Source organism: Vibrio sp. Vb339 (assembly GCF_902751245.1).
In the GTDB taxonomy this organism is placed as follows: Bacteria; Pseudomonadota; Gammaproteobacteria; order Enterobacterales; family Vibrionaceae; genus Vibrio; species Vibrio coralliirubri.
Genome location: NZ_CADDIS010000001.1, coordinates 1,906,359 through 1,927,602 on the forward strand (window position 1 = coordinate 1,906,359; position 21,244 = coordinate 1,927,602).

Annotated in this window: 20 protein-coding genes and 1 pseudogene; 13 read left to right on the forward strand and 8 right to left on the reverse strand. The window is 45.0% G+C overall.

Features of this window, described 5'->3' with window-relative positions; translation table 11 throughout:
- Positions 1-97 precede the first annotated feature (97 nt).
- The 3 genes and pseudogenes from HRQ85_RS26215 to HRQ85_RS08305 form a co-directional block, all read right to left on the reverse strand.
- Positions 98-860: pseudogene (locus HRQ85_RS26215) on the reverse strand (hydratase).
- Between the two features lie 206 nt (positions 861-1,066).
- Positions 1,067-1,372 (reverse strand): DUF3861 domain-containing protein, encoded by a 306-nt coding sequence (locus tag HRQ85_RS08300; RefSeq protein ID WP_050645833.1) that lies wholly within the window; start codon positions 1,370-1,372, stop codon positions 1,067-1,069.
- Positions 1,373-1,405: 33 nt separating this feature from the next.
- Positions 1,406-1,897, reverse strand: a complete 492-nt coding sequence (locus HRQ85_RS08305; protein ID WP_108110928.1) for a DUF2798 domain-containing protein — start codon at positions 1,895-1,897, stop codon at positions 1,406-1,408.
- 97 nt (positions 1,898-1,994) lie between these two features.
- Between HRQ85_RS08305 and HRQ85_RS08310 the strand changes: the two genes are divergently transcribed.
- Positions 1,995-2,420 carry a MarR family winged helix-turn-helix transcriptional regulator gene (locus HRQ85_RS08310; protein WP_017060573.1) on the forward strand — a complete coding sequence of 142 codons (426 nt, stop codon included), beginning with the start codon at positions 1,995-1,997 and terminating at the stop codon, positions 2,418-2,420.
- 111 nt (positions 2,421-2,531) lie between these two features.
- Here the strand turns inward: HRQ85_RS08310 and HRQ85_RS08315 are convergent, their stop codons facing one another.
- A complete protein-coding gene (locus HRQ85_RS08315; RefSeq protein ID WP_052879961.1) occupies positions 2,532-3,593 on the reverse strand; it encodes an MBL fold metallo-hydrolase in 1,062 nt (353 codons plus the stop codon).
- Between the two features lie 281 nt (positions 3,594-3,874).
- Here HRQ85_RS08315 and HRQ85_RS08320 point away from each other — a divergent pair, with 281 nt between their 5' ends.
- Positions 3,875-5,773, forward strand: a complete 1,899-nt coding sequence (locus HRQ85_RS08320) for a methyl-accepting chemotaxis protein (protein ID WP_228013216.1) — start codon at positions 3,875-3,877, stop codon at positions 5,771-5,773.
- Positions 5,774-5,815: 42 nt separating this feature from the next.
- Here the strand turns inward: HRQ85_RS08320 and HRQ85_RS08325 are convergent, their stop codons facing one another.
- Positions 5,816-7,600 (reverse strand): SgrR family transcriptional regulator, encoded by a 1,785-nt coding sequence (locus HRQ85_RS08325; protein WP_172379278.1) that lies wholly within the window; start codon positions 7,598-7,600, stop codon positions 5,816-5,818.
- Positions 7,601-8,202: 602 nt separating this feature from the next.
- Between HRQ85_RS08325 and rimK the strand changes: the two genes are divergently transcribed.
- Together rimK and HRQ85_RS08335 are read left to right on the forward strand one after the other, a co-directional pair.
- Entirely contained in the window at positions 8,203-9,108 is a 906-nt protein-coding gene (gene rimK / locus HRQ85_RS08330; protein ID WP_019824669.1) for a 30S ribosomal protein S6--L-glutamate ligase, read from the forward strand.
- Positions 9,109-9,140: 32 nt separating this feature from the next.
- Positions 9,141-9,569, forward strand: coding sequence for an ATP-dependent zinc protease family protein (locus HRQ85_RS08335; RefSeq protein WP_019824668.1), 429 nt, complete (start codon positions 9,141-9,143; stop codon positions 9,567-9,569).
- Positions 9,570-9,699: 130 nt separating this feature from the next.
- Here the strand turns inward: HRQ85_RS08335 and HRQ85_RS08340 are convergent, their stop codons facing one another.
- Positions 9,700-10,488: an MBL fold metallo-hydrolase gene (locus tag HRQ85_RS08340; RefSeq protein ID WP_172379279.1), complete on the reverse strand. Its 789-nt coding sequence runs from the start codon at positions 10,486-10,488 to the stop codon at positions 9,700-9,702.
- A 387-nt stretch (positions 10,489-10,875) separates the two neighbouring features.
- On the opposite strand from HRQ85_RS08340, the gene HRQ85_RS08345 reads away from it, so the two are divergent.
- The 7 genes from HRQ85_RS08345 (at position 10,876) to HRQ85_RS08375 (ending at position 18,056) form a co-directional block, all read left to right on the forward strand.
- Positions 10,876-11,478: a 2OG-Fe(II) oxygenase gene (locus HRQ85_RS08345; RefSeq protein ID WP_017071587.1), complete on the forward strand. Its 603-nt coding sequence runs from the start codon at positions 10,876-10,878 to the stop codon at positions 11,476-11,478.
- 305 nt (positions 11,479-11,783) lie between these two features.
- Positions 11,784-13,076 (forward strand): extracellular solute-binding protein, encoded by a 1,293-nt coding sequence (locus tag HRQ85_RS08350; protein ID WP_048612845.1) that lies wholly within the window; start codon positions 11,784-11,786, stop codon positions 13,074-13,076.
- Between the two features lie 243 nt (positions 13,077-13,319).
- Complete coding sequence (locus HRQ85_RS08355) at positions 13,320-14,201, forward strand: ABC transporter permease subunit (protein ID WP_172379280.1); 882 nt, start codon at positions 13,320-13,322, stop codon at positions 14,199-14,201.
- A 38-nt stretch (positions 14,202-14,239) separates the two neighbouring features.
- A complete protein-coding gene (gene ugpE / locus HRQ85_RS08360; protein ID WP_048612843.1) occupies positions 14,240-15,082 on the forward strand; it encodes a sn-glycerol-3-phosphate ABC transporter permease UgpE in 843 nt (280 codons plus the stop codon).
- Positions 15,072-16,382, forward strand: a complete 1,311-nt coding sequence (gene ugpC, locus HRQ85_RS08365) for a sn-glycerol-3-phosphate ABC transporter ATP-binding protein UgpC (RefSeq protein WP_172379281.1) — start codon at positions 15,072-15,074, stop codon at positions 16,380-16,382. The genes ugpE and ugpC overlap by 11 nt, the downstream gene beginning before the upstream one ends.
- 56 nt (positions 16,383-16,438) lie before the next feature.
- Positions 16,439-17,158 carry a glycerophosphodiester phosphodiesterase family protein gene (locus HRQ85_RS08370; RefSeq protein WP_172379282.1) on the forward strand — a complete coding sequence of 240 codons (720 nt, stop codon included), beginning with the start codon at positions 16,439-16,441 and terminating at the stop codon, positions 17,156-17,158.
- A 160-nt stretch (positions 17,159-17,318) separates the two neighbouring features.
- Positions 17,319-18,056, forward strand: coding sequence for a sulfite exporter TauE/SafE family protein (locus HRQ85_RS08375; RefSeq protein WP_172379283.1), 738 nt, complete (start codon positions 17,319-17,321; stop codon positions 18,054-18,056).
- Positions 18,057-18,161: 105 nt separating this feature from the next.
- Here the strand turns inward: HRQ85_RS08375 and HRQ85_RS08380 are convergent, their stop codons facing one another.
- Entirely contained in the window at positions 18,162-18,935 is a 774-nt protein-coding gene (locus HRQ85_RS08380) for a L,D-transpeptidase family protein (RefSeq protein WP_048609032.1), read from the reverse strand.
- Positions 18,936-18,937: 2 nt separating this feature from the next.
- Positions 18,938-19,420: a GNAT family N-acetyltransferase gene (locus HRQ85_RS08385; protein WP_172379284.1), complete on the reverse strand. Its 483-nt coding sequence runs from the start codon at positions 19,418-19,420 to the stop codon at positions 18,938-18,940.
- Positions 19,421-19,639: 219 nt separating this feature from the next.
- Between HRQ85_RS08385 and HRQ85_RS08390 the strand changes: the two genes are divergently transcribed.
- Both HRQ85_RS08390 and HRQ85_RS08395 read left to right on the forward strand, forming a co-directional pair.
- Positions 19,640-20,620 (forward strand): Gfo/Idh/MocA family protein, encoded by a 981-nt coding sequence (locus tag HRQ85_RS08390; protein ID WP_172379285.1) that lies wholly within the window; start codon positions 19,640-19,642, stop codon positions 20,618-20,620.
- Positions 20,621-20,784: 164 nt separating this feature from the next.
- On the forward strand, positions 20,785-20,943 hold the full coding sequence (locus HRQ85_RS08395) for a hypothetical protein (protein WP_004733064.1): 159 nt from the start codon (positions 20,785-20,787) through the stop codon (positions 20,941-20,943).
- The last annotated feature ends 301 nt before the right edge of the window (positions 20,944-21,244 follow it).

A 21,244-nucleotide genomic window follows, 5' to 3' on the forward strand; every position in this document is an offset into this window, starting at 1 on the left:
CAAAGTAATAAGAACCCTATTGAGCATCACGTAATAAAAAAGGCTATTTACTCATCAGTAAACAGCCTTTCGATAACAGATAGTGCGCCGCTAGAAGTTAGCGTTTCTGCTTGAACGTTACTTGGTATTCGCCAATACCTTCGTAGTGGAAGGTCGTTGGTTTATCGAATTCCATTTCCACGATACCGCAGTAAGAGCCCGTGATAATTGCTTCACCCGCTTGGAAATCAACACCACGACGCGTCATGTAGTTAATCAACCAGTAAATTGGGCTTGGCGGCAGTGTATTCGGGTGCTTACCGTCGAATGCTTGAACTTGCTCGCCTTGAGTCACTTCAATACTGATCTCTGCAGAAGTGAACGCTTTTTCGCGATCAATCTCAGGGCCAATAAATAGACCTTGGTTTACTAGGCCATCGGCCAGCTTTTCATAGAACTCAGCGCCGCTGTCATCCGCAAAACGAGATTGCATCAACTCAAGTGCCATGTGGCAAGAACCAATCGCTTCGTTGATTTGCTCTTCGCTGTAGCCTTCTTGGCTTGCAGGCAGTCTTAGCAAGCGTAAATGCAATTTCAGGCTCAACGCGTACCACGTCGTTGTCTGCAAATAGTTCACAAACTTCGCCTTGTTGAACGCTGCCCGAGAAGATTGGCGCAACAACAAACTTGTCTTCAGACAGAGGAAGTAAGCACTTCCAACCGCCGACTTTATCGCTTTTCAAATCGATCATTGAAGATTGGATCTTTAGCGCATCTTCCAAGTTATTCGGACGGTACTGTTCGTCCAATCTTGGTGCTTTGGTGCCAGCAACGCGACGACTCAACAGTTCTTCAGCTGCTTGTTTAAATACATTTGTCATATAATACCACCTTTAGTTTTATGACCAGTATAATATCGGATTTTTTAAAGCTTGAATAGACAATTCAACAACGGTGCTACACTGAAAATTCAGCCATCAATTTTCGCATATTCTAGACGCAAACAACTGAAATTATTTTGATTTAAAGACAACAAAAGCCAGTAAGTTCGTTACTGGCTTTTCGATGTGTTGCTGATGGTTAGGCTTTACTGCCCTTTTAAGGTCTTCTTAAGGTTTTGCATGAAGTCTCTGAAGTGAGGCATAAAATTCACAAACAGAGGATGCTTGCGATCTTGCATCATCAATGGACCGAGTAAGCGGATACTCACACCCAGTCGTGCTGCTGATTGCTCATCTAAGCCGCTGTCTTGTTTGATCTTCTCAACAATCGCGAACATGTTTTCTCTGTCTTCAATTTCAAACTGCATGGTTTGAAGTTCGCGGTCTTCTTTAACGCTCACTTCTTCAATAGTGATGCGGTAGTTATTGTGTTTGCCTGTCAATGCTTTCATGCGGATCTCCTAGAATGCTGTGAAATGTTTTGGCTAGCTCTTCATGAATCGTTCTAGCTTGGGTTTAACCGTCATCGACATTACGACCATGATCGTAAGGCCAATAGGAAGCGCGGCAATAAATCCATTAAACCATCCACTGGTAAACGCCGATGTATCCGAAAATCCAATATTATTTGCCGCTGTTACAAACGCCATAATGGACTCCATTATGAATGCCATGATCAGTCCCACGATCAGGTTGCGAACTTTCTCGCCATAAGTTGTGAACACTCTAGCAACGGCTTTGGTGACTAAAGCCATCATCACCGCGCCCATTGGCATCATGATCACGACAACAAGGGCTAACGAAGAAAGCCAGTTGCCAATAAATGCCTCGCCGAATCCGACATTCATGTAAGTCATCACGGCCGTTAAGCTGCCGCCAATCGTCAGCATTAAGCTCATCATGACCAAAATTTTGTATAAAACGGGTGTGCCTTTTTGCTCAGGAAGAGTTGGCGTAAGTGTTGCTTGAATCGTCATATCTATTTCCTGTCTTGAATTTACGAACAATTAAGTTGATAATGTCAACTATAAATACGATAGTTGACAATGTCAACTACATTTCTAAGGATCGTTTATGTCTGATAACACATCGCTAGAGTCTATCTTTCGTTTAGTGCACTCTTTGAAACGTCAAATGAGCGAACAGATTGAGAGCTTAGACTCAGAGATCGCACCTATGAACATTCGTGTCATGAAGATCATTACTAAGAAGTCTCCATGTACCGCTATCGATATCGCACACTTCCTAGATCGTGATAAAGCACAGGTCACTCGGCTTATTAATGCCTTGATCAATCAGGAACTTGTGAAGAAGTCTCCGAACCCGGAAGACAAGCGCAGCCAGTTATTGGTTCTGACCGATAAGGGTCAAGAGATCATGAGTAAGGTCTCGGATATCGATCGAGATATGCTGAAGAGAATGACCAAAGGCATGGCCGAAGATGAGTTAGAACAATTCAGAAAAATTGCGAAGAAAATGGCGCAGAACTTAGAAAGCTGATCTTCAAAATAAAACGAAAAAACGTCACCGAATCATAAGATCGGTGGCGTTTTGTGTATAAGTTGGGTTGTACAGCTTAGTGGTTTAGCTATGTCTATTTGGATGACAGCTCTAATTCGATGCCAGTTTCCACCATGCCTGAACAGGTACCGGCTCTGAGATCACCAAACGTTCACCCATCACAGGGCTTACCATTTGTACATCTCGCTCTTTGCTTATCGCCAGTGCTTGTTCCATTGGGTCTTGCCAATCATGCATAGAAAGGTCGAAGGTACTGTTGTGGATTGGCATCATCACCTTACCTTGCAGATCAATGTGCGCCTGAACACTCTGTTCTGGGAACATATGAATATCCGCCCAAAGTGAGTTATACGCGCCCGTTTCAACCATGGTTAAATCAAACGGCCCGAAACGGTCGCCAATCTCTTTAAAGCCGCTGAAGTAACCAGAATCACCGCTAAAGAAGACTTTCTTGTCTGAAGCGTTAATAACCCAACTGCCCCACAGTGTTTGGTCACGATCAAGCAAGCCACGCCCAGAGAAATGCTGTGTCGGTGTCAACGTGAACTCAATATCTGAGGCCGTTGCCGATTCCCACCAGTTCAATTCGATGATCTTCTCTTTATCCACGCCCCACTTTTCCAATAGTGCGCCCACTCTTAATGGCACTAGGAACGTACCAACTTTGTCAGCGAGCACCTTAACGGCACCTTTGTCTAAATGGTCGTAGTGATCGTGGCTGATCACCACCACGTCGATATCAGGTAGGTCTTGCAGTGTGATTGGTGTCGGATGAAAACGTTTTGGCCCCATCCATTGCACGGGTGATGCACGATCACTGAACACAGGATCGGTCATCACTAACTTGCCATCCAGCTTCATCATCACACTGGAGTGACCTAAGCGGTAAGCAACGTCGTCTTGTTCTTCGATCAATTGCTCAGCTGTCATTGGAATCAAAGGCAATGCAGCGCGCGGCACTGGCTCGTTTCTTTCCACAGTCACGTATGCTTTTAAGATTGAAAAAATATCAGACATACCCGATTTGTATTCCAACTCACTGTTAGCAAACTTCTTTGGAAGCTTATCTAGATTGTCGTTTGATTGTGAACCTGTGCTTACGATAGCGACCACGGCAAGTACTCCTAAAATCGGTAATAGATATTTTTTCATTGGTATCTCTTCATCGGTTGGGATAGGCCCAACACATAAACTACACCGACTAGTTTACATACCAAAACCAAAAAGTAAACCAATGAGTGTAATTTTAAGTTTATCGACGATAAAGCATACAGAACCTTCATCCCAGATCGTACTGACCGTCTACCGTCTTAAAGCTGTACAAATATCGCACAGCGCTCACTTCTAAGATTCGTTTCTTGACCATTTAGTCAGGTTTTATTTAACATTGCATTTACAAATGGATGTTAAATGTTTTTAGAAGGGAATCTAAATTGCACTTTACGATACGAACTAAAGCAATATTGGCGACGATCATCGCTGCTCTGGCCATTATTAGCGTGATGGGGATATATTCATTTCAATCAAGCCGAGCCATCTTGATTGACAGAACCTTTGAAAGAGAGCTACCTGCGTCACTTGGCGAGGTAAGCAATGAAATCAATCTCAAGCTAGAAACTCCTATTCTCGCTTCAAAGATGATGACGCTGTCTCCTTTGATGAAAAAAAACTCACTATCTGAGGAAGATCTTCGCGCCTATCTTGATTCCGTCAAAAACGAATTCAACGCCATCAGTGCCTATTACGTCTCCAACGAAGCAAGCACTTACTACACCCATAACGGTGCCCTAAAAACCATCTCTACAAATGAACAAAGCGATCAATGGTTCTACCGTTTCATTCAGTCAGATCAAGCCTTTGAGCTCTCTTTGGATATTGATGCTGCAACAGGCATTCCTGCGCTATTTGTTAATTATGTAGTCACTCGCAATGGAAAACGAATTGGCGTCACAGGGATCGGTTTAACCTTGGAAAGCATCACCCAATTGATCAGCAACTACAGTATTGGTGAAAGCGGCATTGTTTTCCTTGTCGATCACCAAGGCATCATCAAGGTTCACCCAAACAAAAACTTAATTGGTCAGTCACTCGATTCTGTTGGAATTGACAGTAGCCAGTTGCTTGGAAGCCAGCAAACCATTGTTCATGAGGGTGTTGTTGACAGGCATCCTCAGATTCTAGGGTCCAAAGCCATGCCGGGCATCGGTTGGACTCTAATTACTCAGATCCCTAAACAAGAAGTGTTGAGTGAATTAAACGGCTTCAGTCAAACCATAATCTTTATGGCGCTGCTCATTGCTGCTATCTACACCCCAATTGCAGCGTGGGCGACCAACAAACTGCTGTTACCCTTCGTGGAAGTAGCTGAGCTATTACAACAGATAGGAAAAGGCGGAGGCGATCTGACGCTTCGCTTAGATGATTCCCGTCATGATGAAATTGGTCAGATAGCAAAAGGATACAACCAATTTGTTCAATACCTTAGCGACCTGCTTAAAGATGTGTCGAATAGCGGTTTACAAATATCAGAGTCGATTCAAAGCGTCGACCGAATGGCGCAGTCGATGGAGCAAGACATCAAACAACAAACCAGCCAGATAGAACAAGTCGCAACCGCGATTCACGAGATGGGAGCGAGCTCAGACGAAATCGCCCAAAACGCGAATGGTGCGGCTGACAGTGCAAAACACGCAGCAAGTGCGATTAACATCGGACAAAAATCGGTGACCATCACGTCAGAAAGCATTGAACACATGAACCAGCAACTCGATGACACGACCGCAATCGTTAATCAACTAGCTCAAGATGCGAGCTCTATCGACACCGTGTTGGACGTGATCAGCGGTGTTTCTGAACAAACGAATTTACTGGCGTTGAATGCCGCGATTGAAGCTGCTCGAGCAGGAGAACAAGGCCGAGGTTTTGCGGTGGTTGCTGACGAAGTAAGAACCCTCGCTTCACGCAGCCAAGCATCAACAGAAGAGATACGCGCTATTATCGAGAAGCTACAGCACCGAACACAACAAGCGGTTGCTGCGATTGAAACTAGCACTACTCTAGGGAGCAACTGTCAAGTTGAAGCTTCTAATTCAGAACTGCAGCTCTCAAGCATTTCTCAGAGTGTCAATGAGATGAATGCGATGAACATCCAGATCGCCTCGGCGACGGGCCAGCAATCTAATGTCATCAACGAGATATCGCCACACATCTCAGGCATTTCTGAAATAGCCCGAGAGAGCGACAATATGATAGAGAAAACGGCGCAAGAGTGTCAGCACCTACGGGCCAAAGCCATGCATTTAACGAGTTTGGTTTCTCAATTCAAATGCTAACTTCAAAGGCACACTAAATAAGCTTAACCAATAGCACTCATTTTAATCAGCAGACCATACATTCTTGAAATCTGGCCATCCCCAGTTGGTGATGGCCACGTTTTTCAGAATCCCTTGGAAACGAACGGTCTGTAAGTGGTGGAACATAGGCACTAACCAATAATCTGAGATCAGAGTAGACGCGATAGGTTCTAGCTCTGCCAAGTAATTAGGCAGTTCCACGGATGCTTTATGACTATCCAAGCGCTGCTTGAGCCAGTCACTGTTCACCTCTCCTAAAGCAGAGTGCAAAACAGGATCGTTCATCATCCACGAGAACAGCGAAGACGGAGCATTGTCATCGAGGTTGAGGTTACACAGCACCAAGTCCTCCTTTAACTCGCCACTCTGAGAGAGCTGCGCCAACTCTCGAAAACTGTAGGTGTTCACCTCAACGTCCACGTCATATCGTTTGAGTATATCGGATACGCAAATCGCACATCGATACAACGCGTAATAGTCGTAAACCGCAATACTCATCTTTTTCGGCAGTTGTGTCTCTTTCGAAGGCGTTCGATACAATTTCTGCCAACTTGGCAGTATATTTTGAGCTAAAGAGACACTAAATAAACCCTTGTTGTGTTCCAGCTGAGACAAAATCGCTTGTGGGTTGGTCAGTTCTGAAAGGTATTTTCGCTGCTCATTATTTAGTGGGCTAGCCGCTGAGTTCTGATTGAATAGGATAAACAGACACCCATCCTCGACTCGGCTACGAAAGTCGTCTGTGTCTGCTGAAACAAGTTCCGCATCGCTTTTCCCTAATTGATGGAAGCACGATGAATCTTCATAAGGCGATACGTGCATTTGGCTATCATCGAAACGAGCAGTGCCTGTCATTGATTCCTCAAACTGCCAGATGGTCACCTCATCGGTTAACGAGCGACAACCATAATAGTGTTCAAATGCGGCGAGCTTGATTCGTTCATTGTTGGTCTCAACCACTTTAAATGGACCAGTACCAATAACAGCATGGGACACAGAACTTAATGGAGACGGTTCACGGGTGACTTGCGCTGCGGGTTGAATCGAATATTTAACGCCAGCAAGTAAACCAGCAAAGCCGGTATCTGCTTTGGTGAGTTGAAAGCTGATCCTCAATGGCTGCTCACTGTAAACTGAAGCGACATGGGCGAGCTCTGTCTGATAGAAAGGTAAGGTTTGCAAAGCAGAAAACATCGAAACTAATTGCTTAGCATCCACAGGTTGCCCGTCATGGAAAGTAAGTCCCGGGCGCAGATAAAAAGTCCAAACGAGCTTTTCAGCATCATATTGCCAATGATGCGCCAGTTCAGGCTTTAACTCACCTTTGCCATTACAAGTCACTAAACAACTGAACACTTGTCTGATCAAAAATCGTTCACTACTACGATGAATATGATGCGGGAACAGATCTTCGAACTTACGTTTGTAGGTTAATTGGACGTGCAGTAACCCTTCGCGCATCGTCGCACCGGATGTTTCTTGGAGAAGAGAACCAAACACTGCGCGGTCATTATCCAAAATAGAGAGCGCTTTTTCGTACTTACCCTGCTCTATCAGTTTGCTGGCAACATGTTGAGTCAGTTGTTGATTGCTAAAGCGCAATGTCAGGTTAGAACGTTGATTCCTGCCGACTTTTAGCTCCCACACCACCCATTCAGCTTGGTGCATCTTGCCGAGTAAGGTTCGTGCATGGCGCAAACTGGTAAACAGCTTGTCTGCCACCTCAGTCAAAGTGACCGAATGTGAGATGTTTGGCTCGAACGAATCCAGCCGAGTGTAGTAACGCATCATGTTTAGATCAGACAAATAATGAACCTTTTAGAAACAACCCTTCCTCATAAATCCGATTATAAAACACATTTGTCTTTAAGTGACGATAAAAGGCTAAAACAGGAACAACTTACTAAAAAACCGTCTGTTTATTACTTCCTATTAAATGGCCATAATTAATAGGTCAGCAAGGAACTTTGAGTTCCCACCAAAGCCTAATACAAGAGAAGTAATCATCATGAGAAGATACTATCTTAATAAGCTAAAAAGCACCTGTAGCAAGCTCGAAAGAGAAGCACTACGAACACTTATAGAGCTATGTAACTGGCGTTATTAGTACACTTTTAAGCACCGAGTTAACGCGAGTTGAGTACAACCTAATATGCTCCTACCCCCAATATGAGTTAGGTCTCAACTCGCTTTTCCATTCCAAATCCCCTCTCAACCCAGTTGTACCAATCGCTCACGCATTCGATAAATTTCTGTTGTCGACTCGACAAATTTAATTCGTTTTCTTAGTTAAACGAAAAGCCTTAAGGTTCGCCCCGAATCAAGCAAGGAGCCTCAGAAAAACTGAAAGCTCAGCTAACAACTAATTTATTTGCAGTTACCAATCAGGTATTAACTAAGGAAACGCCATGCGTATCGCAATTCTTTCTCGCAACGAAAATCTATACTCTACTTCTCGCTTAAAAGCGGCTGGAGAAGCACGTGGTCACCAGGTCGATGTTATCGACACGCTGCACTGTGATATAGATATCGCGAGTAACAATCCGAAGATTCGCTACATGGGTGAAGAGCTACCTCAATACGATGCTGTTATTCCACGTATTGGCGCTTCCATTACCTTTTACGGAACTGCGGTTGTTCGCCAATTCGAAATGATGGGAACTTTTTGTATCAATGAGTCAGTTGCAATCAGTCGTTCTCGCGACAAACTGCGCTCACTACAACTGTTGTCTCGCAAAGGTATTGGCTTACCAAAAACAGGTTTCGCTAGCCGCCCAGACAAGATTCAAGACTTGATCAAAAACGTAGGTGGCGCGCCACTGGTTATCAAGCTTCTTGAAGGTACTCAAGGTATCGGTGTGGTTCTAGCTGAAACAAACAAAGCAGCAGAAAGCGTTATCGAAGCATTCATGGGCCTAAAAGCGAACATCTTGGTTCAAGAGTTCATTGAAGAAGCAAATGGCGCAGACATCCGTTGTTTTGTTGTTGGCAACAAAGTAATTGCAGCGATGAAGCGTCAAGCTGGTGAGGGCGAATTCCGCTCTAACCTGCACCGTGGCGGTACAGCTCAACTGGTTAAACTAACCAAAGAAGAGCGCGCTACAGCAATCAATGCTGCGAAAATCATGGGTTTAAACCTATGTGGTGTTGATATTCTACAATCTAAGAATGGCCCTGTTGTAATGGAAGTGAACTCTTCTCCTGGCCTAGAAGGTATTGAGAAAGCGACAGGTAAAGATGTAGCAGACATGATTTTCGAATTCATCGAAAAAAATGCAAAACCAAACGCTAACCGTACTCGTGGCAAAGGCTGATTTAACGCCGTTAACTCATGATTGGAAATGACATGAACAATAAAATGATCATAGGGAATACAGAAGCACTTTGCTTACCAGAGTTAGGGATAACTGGACTACATACACGTGTTGATACAGGGGCTAAAACCTCTTCTCTACACGTAGACAATCTACTATGTGTAAAAACAGACGGTGAGAACTTCGTTGAATTCGATCTTCACCCAGACGTTTACCACCTAGAAGAGACAGTGCGCTGCAAAGCGAAGCTGAAAACAAGTAAAAGAATCAAATCATCGAACGGCGAAGTTGAACACCGTTGTGTGATTGAAACCATGCTAAAAATCGGCGGTCAGGAATGGCCTATCGATATCACGCTAAGCAACCGTCAAGATATGACTTATATGATGCTGCTTGGTCGTCAAGGCATGAGTGACAAAGTGATTGTTGATCCAGCGGGTGAATTCCTGCTGACCCACTAATCAGAGTCATCGTAACCGCTCCACAGGTTATACCTAAATAAGGCCAGTCTCATGACTGGCCTTATTGCTATCTATTTTTCTATTTCTACTTTCAGCTCTGAATACACGGCTTTGCATTCAGACTTCTGATCTATTTCTTCGATTTACCATGAGATTGAAAACCAAATCGCCAAATCGATAACAGTAATTTCTTGGTTTTGATTTTGGTTACCCGCCAATGTGTCACAGGTCTTCTTGGTGCACTCATCAACAGATGTTCAAAAGCTTTCTGACTGAAATCGACTTGCCCACCATGTGCCACCAGCAAGGTATCGAGCTGCATGTCATAAATGCGCGATACAGACGCTCGATACTTATTAGGGTGAAAGATAGGAAACGGCGGAATCAGCTTCTTCTTAACCTCGACCATTAGGTCTGCCACATAAGCCACGCTGTGTGATGGGCAATAAACGGAGAGATCACGGTCGGTATGGCCCGGGGTTTCTAGAACTAACCAATCATCAAATCCCGGAATGCTATCCCCATCAGAGAGCTTGTAATCAGGCTTTAATTTCCTTGAATACCACAAGTTCGCTTTCGGTTTTCCCAAACGGTTCGCCATCCACCTAGCCAGCGCTAAGTCGGTCAGGTGCATCAAAATGCCATCAATGCCGTAATACCAATCCTTGTCTCGGTTTGCTGCCACCAAGTTGCAGTTCGTCAGCTTTCTGAGCGTATGCGCAGCGCCTGCATGATCGGGATGCATGTGTGTAACCACAACCGTGTGTAGATCAGAAAAATCACGGCCAAGCTCATCTTCAATGAAAGCTTTAAGATGAGGTATATCCGCACGGCACGCGCCATCAAGTAACAGCAACCTATCGGGATACTCTACGAGATACATGTCTTGGATATAGCCTTTGATGGTATGCAGTTGCAAAACCGCTCCTTGTGATAAAACAACTGGTCAGACCTATACAATAGCAAATTCAACTTCAATTGTGATCATTTTGTTAAAAGCAACAATCTAAAACCGGATAGAGAACCCGAATCAAGATTTCTATTGGTATCCACTAAATTACTCAAATCGAATGTTACTCAAATCCAATTCAACTCAGAGCAATGGGAACAGGTTCCAAAGATTGCCATCAATTTCATCCGATATTTTTCAGCATTATCGAATGCCCACATTGCCGTAAACCTTGCTCTATAGGCCTTGCGATTCAAGCCTCCAGCACCATTTGTCGTAACGACAAAACATGTGATTTGTTGACCTGAGTTATTAGGACTATATATGCGCCTCTAATTTATTGTCTGAGTGCTATACATGAACCAATTAATCGATGCTCTTTCTACCCAAGGTTATTTCGTTTGGGATGACTTCTTAACTCAAGAAGAAGTGGTGGCATTGAGGGATTGCATTCCAGAGAACTGGAAAAAGGCTAGGATTGGCCGTAACGATGAAGTAACGCGAGAGTCGACCATCCGTAGCGACAAGATTCAATGGGTGCGCCGCGATATGGGTCAGCCAGCATCTCTGTTTTTAGACAAAATGGAACAAATTCGTTTAGCGGCAAACCAAGCGTTCTTTTTGGGTCTGTTCGAGTACGAAGCGCACTTTGCTAAATACGAAAAAGGCGACTTCTACCAGAAGCACTTAGACTGCTTCAAGGGCAATGAGAACCGCCGTCTGACTACCGTGTTCTACATGAACGACGAGTGGACAGAAGAAGACGCAGGTGAGCTTGTGGTTTACGATCTAAAAGACAACCACATCGCGACCATTCCACCAAAGTCAGGCCGTTTGTTTGTGTTCTTATCTGAGCAGTTCCCACACGAGGTACTGCCGACCAACACAGAGCGATTCAGTATTGCAGGTTGGTTCCGTATTAACGGCGTGAAAGACAACCAACTCGATATCGCACACTAGAACAAAGCCGATTGTTACAAGCTCTAACTTATTCAAAGCCTCTCATTCGAGAGGCTTTTTTGTTGAACAAATGCCGATCAAATATCGGTCAACAAACCTCTCAAAAACCGCACGTAGTAAATATCAAAACCATCAATAACTTTTCTCTTAAATGAAATCGAAATGAATCTTTCATATCAGTGAAACGGTTTAGCCACTTAAGTGAAATACGCCCTGTTCAAGATAGCTTCAAACGACACCCCTACCGTCTCGTTAACACTCTAATCCAATACCTCGACATCGATTTCATCCAAAAGGAAACGAAGATGAATAAGCTAATTTTGGCAGGCGTTCTTTCTGCGACAGCGGCAATGCCAGCGTTCGCAACGACTCAAGTCACTTGGTGGCACGCAATGGGCGGCCAGCTTGGAGAAACAGTAAACAAAATTGCGACCGACTTTAATGCGTCACAAGATGATTACCAGATCACGCCAATCTACAAGGGTTCATACACAGAGACCTTAACAGCCGGTATCGCGGCATACCGAGCAGGTGAAGCACCCAATATTCTACAAGTCTTCGATGCAGGCGCAGCAACCATCATGAACGCGAAAGGCGTTGCCAAACCGGTACAGGATATTCTGGTTGAGTCGGGCTACAACTTTAATTCAAACGACTACCTAGCTGGCGTTCGTAACTTCTATGCCGACAACCAAGGCAAGATGGTTGGTATGCCTTTCAACAGTTCAACACCGGTTCTTTACTACAACAAAGATCTTCTCGCGGAAGTGGGCGCAGACGCGCCTAAAACTTATGAAGAACTAGAAGTGGTTGCTAAGAAGCTGAAGGCAGAAGGGCACATCGCGTTTTCTCAATCTCTGACACCGTGGATCATGTTCGAGAACTTTAAGTCTCGCCACAATCTACCGGTCGCGGACCAAAACAACGGCTACGATGGCTTGTCCACTAAAATCATGTTCAACACCAAAGACATGATGATGCACGTTAGCAAGATGAAAGAGTGGTCAGATCTCGGTTACTACAAGTATTACGGCAGCGACTGGGATGCAAACCAAACCCCTTTCGAGCGCCAAGAAGTGGCGATGTGGATGGGTTCTTCAGGCTCATTCGGTGGCTTACGTAACCGCGTACCTTTCGAACTCGGCACCACATACCTTCCATACTGGAAATCGGTTAACCCAGACGCAGGCTTAACCTTCATTGGCGGCGCAGCTCTGTTTGCACTCAATGGTCATGACCAGCAACAAGACAAAGGTGTCGCAGCGTTCTTTGATTACCTGACTAAGCCTGAAACTCAGGTTTACTGGCACAAAACCACTGGCTATGTACCTGTAACAACGGCTGCCTATGAGCTAGCGAAAGAGTCTGGCTACTACAACGAACAACCAGACGCAGAAGTGGGCGTAAAGCAGCTAAGCCTAAAATCGGGCGAGTGGACTAAGGGCTACCGCTTAGGTTACTACCCTCAAATTCGTGAAGTGATGCATCGTGAATTCGACAATATCTTCGCCGACCGCTCTAGCGTCGAGAACAGCCTAGATAAAGTCGAAGATGAGAGCAGCAAACTGCTGAAACGCTTCGCTCGTACGATGAACTAATTTAGCTTTTTAACCAAAGCAGATTACTGAGCTAAAGGCTTAACAACCGAAAGCTGTTCATTGCTCCTCACCACTTGTCACTGCGTCATTTAAAAACGCAATAGCAAGGAGTGAGGAGATTCTTCACTAGCGCCATTTCTTGCTCCAAAAACTACAACTCAACTGGATGCACTCCTTTGCTATAGCGCTAGTGCTCACCGTAACTAACAGTGATAACAGTCACTAATTTTTGGGGATTACCCTGTGGAACGACGTCAGCAATTCTTTCACTCTCCGCTGCCTTACCTATTTTTGGCGCCTCAGATACTCATCATTGCGGTTTTCTTTATCTACCCAGCAACAAAGGCGGTTTACCTGTCCTTCATGCTAGAAGACCCTTGGGGCACCTCATCGATATTCGTTTGGTTCGAGAACTATCAAATGCTATTCGAATCGAGCGAGTATCTGAACTCGATTGGCTTCACCTTAATGTTCGCAATCGTGGTCTCTTTCTTATCGCTTGCCTTAGCGCTGCTGCTCGCGGTTAAAGCCGACAACATCATTCACGGACAAGGCGCTTACAAGGTCACTCTCACTTGGGTTTACGCGGTTGCTCCTGCGATTGCAGGCGTAATCGGTGCTTTCTTGTTTAACCCACATATTGGCGTGTTTACCGAGATATTTGCGGTTTTAGGTTGGGACTTTAGCTTCCAAACCGACCCTTTAGATGCCACGTTTGCTCTGATTCTGGTTTCAGTGTGGAAACAGGTTTCGGTGAATTTCATCTACTTTCTGGCTGGGCTTCAATCGATCTCTTACGCCGTAAAAGAAGCGGCGATGCTGGATTGTGTCAGCGACTCAAAACGTTTCTGGACCATTACTTTCCCGCTACTCGCACCTACAGGCTTCTTTCTTTTGGTCATCAACCTCACCTACTCGTTCTTTGAAACCTTTGGCGTGATCGACACCATGACCAATGGCGGCCCGGGTGGCGGCACAACGTCGTTGGTGTACAAGGTGTATCGAGACGGGTTTGTTGGCGCAGATTTAGGCGGCAGCTCTGCGCAATCAGTTGTGTTGTTGCTACTGGTACTCACTCTTACATTTATCCAGTTTCGCGTTATAGAAAAGCGTGTTCACTACTAGCCCACTACAGCTAGGTTTTAACGCGACAGGAGTTATTTATGAAAAGTAATAAGGTCTCTGACCACCTAATTTTAATTACTGGGATGCTGTTCATGTTGGTCCCTATTTGGCTAATCTTCGCCAGCTCGACGCATAACCCAAACACCATTGTCAGCGAAGGCCTGCAATGGCTTCCAGGCGATAACTTTACGGCCATTTATAGCGAAGCTTGGAACAAAAGCATGGGCTTCAGTGGCGAAGTCACCGCCAGCAAAATGATCGCCAACTCAATGATTATGGGGCTAGGTTTTGCGATCGGTAAGATCATCATTTCGATGATGGCCGCGTATGCTTTGGTCTACTTCAGACTGCCTTATGCTACAGCTTGGTTCTGGTTGATCTTCGTGACGCTTTTACTGCCATTAGAAGTGCGCATTATCCCTTCCTATGAGGTTGTCGCTGGGCTTGGGCTTCTTAATAGCTACACAGGTTTAATTCTGCCTTTGATCGCCTCAGCCACCGCGACGTTCTTTTTTAGGCAGTTCTTCAAAACCATCCCCGATGAATTGTTAGAAGCCGCTCAGCTAGATAACGCAGGTCCGTTTCGATTCTTTGTCGACATCTTATTGCCACTGTCTAAAACCATGATCGCCGCGATCTTCATCATCATGTTTGTGGTGGGTTGGAACCAATATCTGTGGCCAATCATGATGACCACGGACGAAGGCTACAACACTATCGTGATGGGCATCAAACAAGTACTCAACAACATCAATGAAACCAGTTTACCGCGCTACGACTATGTTTTTGCCATGGTGATTTTAGCTATGTTGCCACCCGTTTTAGTGGTGGTTGTATTTCAGCGTTGGTTTGTAAAAGGGCTAGTAGAAAGTGAAAAATAATAACGACACAAATCAAATGAACGATAACCGCGTTCAATCACTCGATGAGTACAAGATGTCTCACCTGCCTTCTCACCAAGCTATCCACAAAAATACAGAGGACACCCCGATGCCAAAGTTAAAACAAACGTTAGGGCACACCCAAGCCACTCACAACCATACGCACAAAGCACCTACCATGTTAGGCATCAAAAACTTGGTAAAGACTTATGAGAATGGTCATCGTGCAGTGAAAGATGTCTCGCTTGATATCGAAAAGGGTGAATTTCTTGTGTTGGTTGGCCCATCGGGCTGCGGCAAGTCTTCTATTCTGCGTTCAATAGCGGGGCTAGAAAGTATCTCTGGCGGTGAGATTCACTTAGGTGGGCGTCGTGTTGATAACGAAAAGCCAGCTCAACGAGATATCGCAATGGTCTTTCAAAATTACGCACTCTACCCTCACATGACGGTATACAAAAACCTCGCTTATGGTTTAAAGAACCGAGGTGTCAGCCAACACGTGATTGAAGAGAAGATTGAGAAAGTCGCCAAGACACTGAAAATCGAAGAGTACCTAGACCGCAAACCAGCCAAGCTTTCAGGTGGTCAGCGCCAGCGCGTTGCTATGGGACGAGCGATTGTACGCGACCCTCAACTGTTCTTGTTTGATGAGCCTTTGTCTAACCTAGATGCCTCATTGCGCGCTCACATGAGATTAGAAATCAAAAAGCTACAACGCGAGCTAGGCGTAACCAGTGTTTACGTGACTCATGACCAAGTCGAAGCCATGACACTGGCTGATAGAATTGTGGTTCTCAACAAAGGCCAAATTGAACAAGTCGGCACACCAAGAGAGGTCTACCACCAGCCTGCCAGCACCTTTGTGGCAAGCTTTATTGGCAGCCCCGCGATGAACTTCTTAACTGCCACGCTCGATGATGGCTATCTTGAAATCGGTGATCAACAAATGTATCTGCCAGAGTACGCGCATGTTAAGGACGCGACTATCACGCTTGGCATTCGCCCTGAACATTCTGAGGTTTGTTCCGAATTAAAGATGAACACCTTGCCTCTCGAACTGCGTATCAGTGTGGTTGAGCCGTTGGGGCCGAATCAATTGGTTCATGGCCTTGTAAACGACCAACCCTTTATCGCCGTCACGCCAGAAACGACACTATGCCAAGTACTGCCGCTCGGATTAAGCATTGATAAATCCAACCTGCATATTTTTGACAGTCGTGGGAAGCGTATTCAGCCGAATAACTTTACTTCACAAGAGTCACGCGAAGAGGCGACAAGCATAACGACGGCTCTCGCTTAATCGAGTACACTGATATTTAATGCGTTTTTACGGTGCGTCTTTAAGAAGGATTAATTATGTCGTCTATCATCGTAGGTCATCGGGGTGTAGCAGGTACTCACCCAGAAAATACCAAAGCAAGCATTGAACAAGCCGCTAAACTCGGCTTGAAATGGATAGAAGTAGATATTCAGCCAACTCAGGATGATCAACTTGTGGTTTGTCACGACCACACCCTTGAGCGCTGCAGCGATGGCAAGGGTCGTATCGACGAACATACCCTTGCAGAACTGCGTCAGCTCGATTTTGGCAGTTGGAAATCTGAGCAGTTCGCTGGTGAAAGAATATTGACGTTGGAAGAGTTGCTCGCGCTTGTTGAGCAGCATGATCTCAGCGTGAACTTAGAAATCAAAGTCGACAGTCGACATCAAGCGCCTCATGTCGTTGATTTGCTGCATACCGAGTTGATTCGTTCAAATCTAGACACCGACAGAGTGCTGCTTTCAAGTTTCAGCCATCAAGTGGTTTCTGAAATGGCCCGTCACCTGCCGAGATACCGAGTTGGTGTGATCACAGAGCAACTGACTCAAGCCGACTTGATGTTGATTGACGAGGTTAAAGCGTTCAGCTGTCACATGAACTACGAGCATGTGAATCAGAGCGATCTTGATACACTCAGTGAAGCAAACATTCAAACTTGGTGCTACACCGTAAACAATCCGTCTCACTTCAAATTCATCTCAAAAGTAGATGCCGTATTCACTGATTTTCCGAATCAATTTACCTCTATAAATTGACCAAACGAATAATGCAAAAACAACCCCGAGAGACTTTAAAATTAACTCTCGGGAAACCTTAAAATTAGGTAGCAAACACAAGTGAGTAGGAGTACATTCCGCTACTCACTTGGTTTCATTAGCTTGCTCTATTTAGACAGCTTCATTGGTTACTTAATTTATGGATCTCATTTTTAGTCCAACCTTCCCAATTTTGGGTGCAATCTTCATTTTCGCCGCTATTGTTCGTGGCTTCTCAGGTTTCGGTTTCACCTTAGTGGCATTGCCATTAAGTGCGTTATTCGTGCCTGTTATCGAACTGGTTCCTGTCTTCATGTTGATCGATCTCCTAGGCAATGTTCAATTGCTGCCTAAAGTTCGAAAACACGTTAACTGGCGCTGGGTTTTAAAGGTATTTATCCCTTGTTTTGCCTTCACACCAGTCGGCTTACTTCTGCTTAAATCCGTTAGCCAAGACACGATCATCTTGATCATCAGTGCCTTCATTTTTGCGTCTGCACTTATGATCTACAAAGGTTTCCAGTACAAAAGCGAACCTAGATTTGCTCCCTATATTCTAGGCAGCCTTGCGGGTGTAATGAACGGCGCTGCTTCGATGTCAGGGCCTCCAATTGGCACTCATGCATTGGCAAGCCCAGTCGCTCCGCACATTGCCAGAGCCGGCCTGATAGCCTTCTTTGTATTGGCAGATTCTACTGCATTTGTTTCGGCATCTATCGCTGGGTTAGTCGACCGTGATGTCGTTTGGCTGACTCTCGCGCTTCTACCAAGCAGCATGCTTGGCGGTTATGTGGGTTCTAAACTGTTCGAGAGATTTGGTGGAGCGAAGTTTAAGCCAGTCACCATTGCATTGCTGATTGTGATTGCAATATTCAGTGCAGGTCGAGTCTTACTGTAACTGGATTTAGCGATTAATTTTGGAAGTTGCTTTCAGAAGTTGGTTTCGCGAATTGATTGCGCTAATTGACTGCGGAAAGTGATTAAGAAAAGTGGGTACCAATGACTACCATTCGATATGGATAGGGGTACCCATTTTTACAAGTTGGAGGAACTCATCCATATCTTGATTGGTTAATGCGATACAGCCATCCGTCCAATCAAAGCTTTGGATAAAGCTCGGCGAACGACGCTCACCATTTTTGATGCCATGGATTTTGATGTTTCCTCCGGGGTCTACGTCATTTTGCTCTGCCCATTGCATATCCGAAGGTTGCGGATAGTTAATATGTACTGAGCGATAAAAGTCCGACTCTTCCATCACATAATCGAGCTGATATTCCCCTTCAGGCGTTCGGTTGTCCCCTTCAAAGCGTTTATGCCCTTTCGGTTGTTTGCCTAGCGCAATACGAAACTCCTGAATCACCTCCTCACCTTTAAGCAGATACATCCTACGTTTCGATTTATCGACTTTTACTAAAGTAACCACTTGCGACAGCGAATCTATCTCAGATGCGCTATCCGGTACGTTGTAAAACTGTCGAGAGGAACTTTGAGGCGGACGTTTCGATGACCCTTGAGAAAGCTGAGCCACCTTTTCATCAGAGCGACTGTTAAGAACATCATCGACAATAATCACATGCTTGGAGTTTGAGCTGGTGGAAGAGGTTGAGTTAGATGAAGATGTTGAGACACGTTGAGAATGAGCCGGTGCCGACTCGAATACGATGGTTTCGATAGCGGTCGCGTCTGAGACTATTTTCTCGACCACGACCTGCTCAGCATTCACGTTCGAAGCCATAAACAGTAAACACAGTGATAAAGGCAGAAACAGACGCACCTTTAGATCTCCTCAAAACGCATGGACATGGTTCGTGACTGAGTTTCCATTCCTAACGACTCATAGAAACCCTGAGCTTGTTGGTTAAACTCCATTACCTCCAACCTAAGTTCTATCGCTCCTCTCGCCTGCGCCCATTGATTAAACGACTTCATTAACGCTCGACCAGCACCTTTGCTCTGAACCTGATCGTTCACCACAATCGTATTCACCCTTGCCACCTTGTGCGGCTGAATAAAACTGACGCCTTTGTTCTGCGTTACCTTACCCGCTAAAAAGCCAACGACTTGCTTGTCATCGACTGCAACCAAGAAAGCGCCAAGTGGGTCAAGCATCAAGCCTAACCAATACTCTTCACTGTCGGCCAAGCCTTGTGACGCAGGCGCAAATACCATAGGTGCACCAAGATGATGTTGACGGTTTATCTGCTCAGAGAGCGCTAAGATCGCGTTAATATCAGTTACCCTGGCCGTCCGGATTTGCATATCATCACCTTATTTGAATTCAATAACACCTTAGCAAAAATGGCTTAGTTGTGCACCGTTACACTGGTCAACTCAGACGCTCTGTGAAGGCTGATTATTAATATTAGGCACTATGTTTAGGGAAATTGTTCCGCAAATCTCAGGCACATTGCCAGCCGTTGAGTGCTACTATCTCTGCAGAATCAATATACTAACGACGACTAACGACTGGATACCCATATGATTAAGTTTGCTGTAATTGGAACCAATTGGATTACACAAAAGTTTGTTCAAGCTGCTCACGAATCTCAATCGATGCAACTTGCTGCGGTTTACTCTCGAAATCTAGACAGCGCGGTACAGTTCGCCCAAGAATTTAACGTTGAAACGACGTATGACTCACTCGACGCATTGGCCAATGACAACACTGTTGAGGCCGTGTACATCGCTTCACCAAACTCACTGCATTGCGAGCAATCTATCTTCATGATGGAACACGGTAAGCATGTCATCTGTGAAAAGCCTGTCGCATCGAATATTGAAGAAGCAACACGAATGTTTGAGGTCGCTCAGAAGAACGGTGTGGTGCTGTTTGAGGCGTATAAATCTCAATTCCTACCGAACTTTAAGCAAGTTCAACTTGGGCTAGAAAAGATTGGCAAGGTACATAAAGCACACATCAACTACTGCCAGTATTCATCGCGCTACCAAAAGTACCTAAACGGCGAGAACCCAAACACCTTCAACCCAGCTTTTTCTAACGGCTCATTGGTCGATATTGGCTTTTACTGTGTTGCCGCGACAGTCGCGCTATTTGGCAAACCTGAAAATGCACAGGCTTCTGCAAAGCTACTTGATTCAGGTGTCGATGCTCATGGCTGTGCGATCTTCCAGTATCCTGAGTTTGACGTAACGCTTGCTCACTCAAAAGTCAGCGACTCTTATGCGCCAAGCGAGATCCAAGGTGAATTAGGGGCGATCATCATCGATCACATCGCTGAATGTACCGACGTTAAGATCCGCTACCGCGATGGCGCAGTAGAAAACCTTACTCAAGCACAAAGCGAAAACTCGATGAGTTACGAAGCGCAGGCCTTTGCTAGCTGCATTGCTGGCGACAACACAACACAAGCACAGGCTCAACTGCGCGCTTTATCGGTTGCTAAGTTAATTACAGAGATGCGCCAACAAGTTGGTGTCGTTTATCCAGCGGATAAATAATGTCACTGCTTAAGTTAACAAACTGATTTTTAAGACATACTGATTTATACATAACTAAATTTAATCTTTACGACAAATAACTGGATTAGTTGATTGGGGTGCCATCTGTTTAAATCCGCGTTCGATATCTATCGTATTTATTTAATTTATTGAAGGTGTGTAAAGTGTTTTCAGTTGATGATCGCGTTGTAGCAACAAAAGGTGTTGAACTAGGTGAAATGGTAGTAACTGGCCTAAGTGCTGGTGGCGGCTACGTTCACGTTACAACGGTAGAAGGCGCAATGACGCTTACTTACCCAGCGCAAGATCTTAAAAAAGCATAGTTTAACCACTCTGCCCTTTTGGTAGTCACTCTACTAAAGGTAACAAAATTGAGGCTTTGGCTGACTTCACTCTTCTGCATTAGAGTGAGCAGCCAGAGCCTTTTTTATGCCCGTCATTTACCCACCAGCTTTCTCATTCGCTTACTCGTTACGATAAAACGGCATCCAACTGACAATAGAATTAGGCAATGAGTTTCTACATTCAGTACTTATTCCCATCGTTTTCTTGATATCCCCGAGCACTTAATCGCAGTGAATAGTTCTTGTTAACAAAGGCTTATTGTCTGCGAAAGTTTCTGGT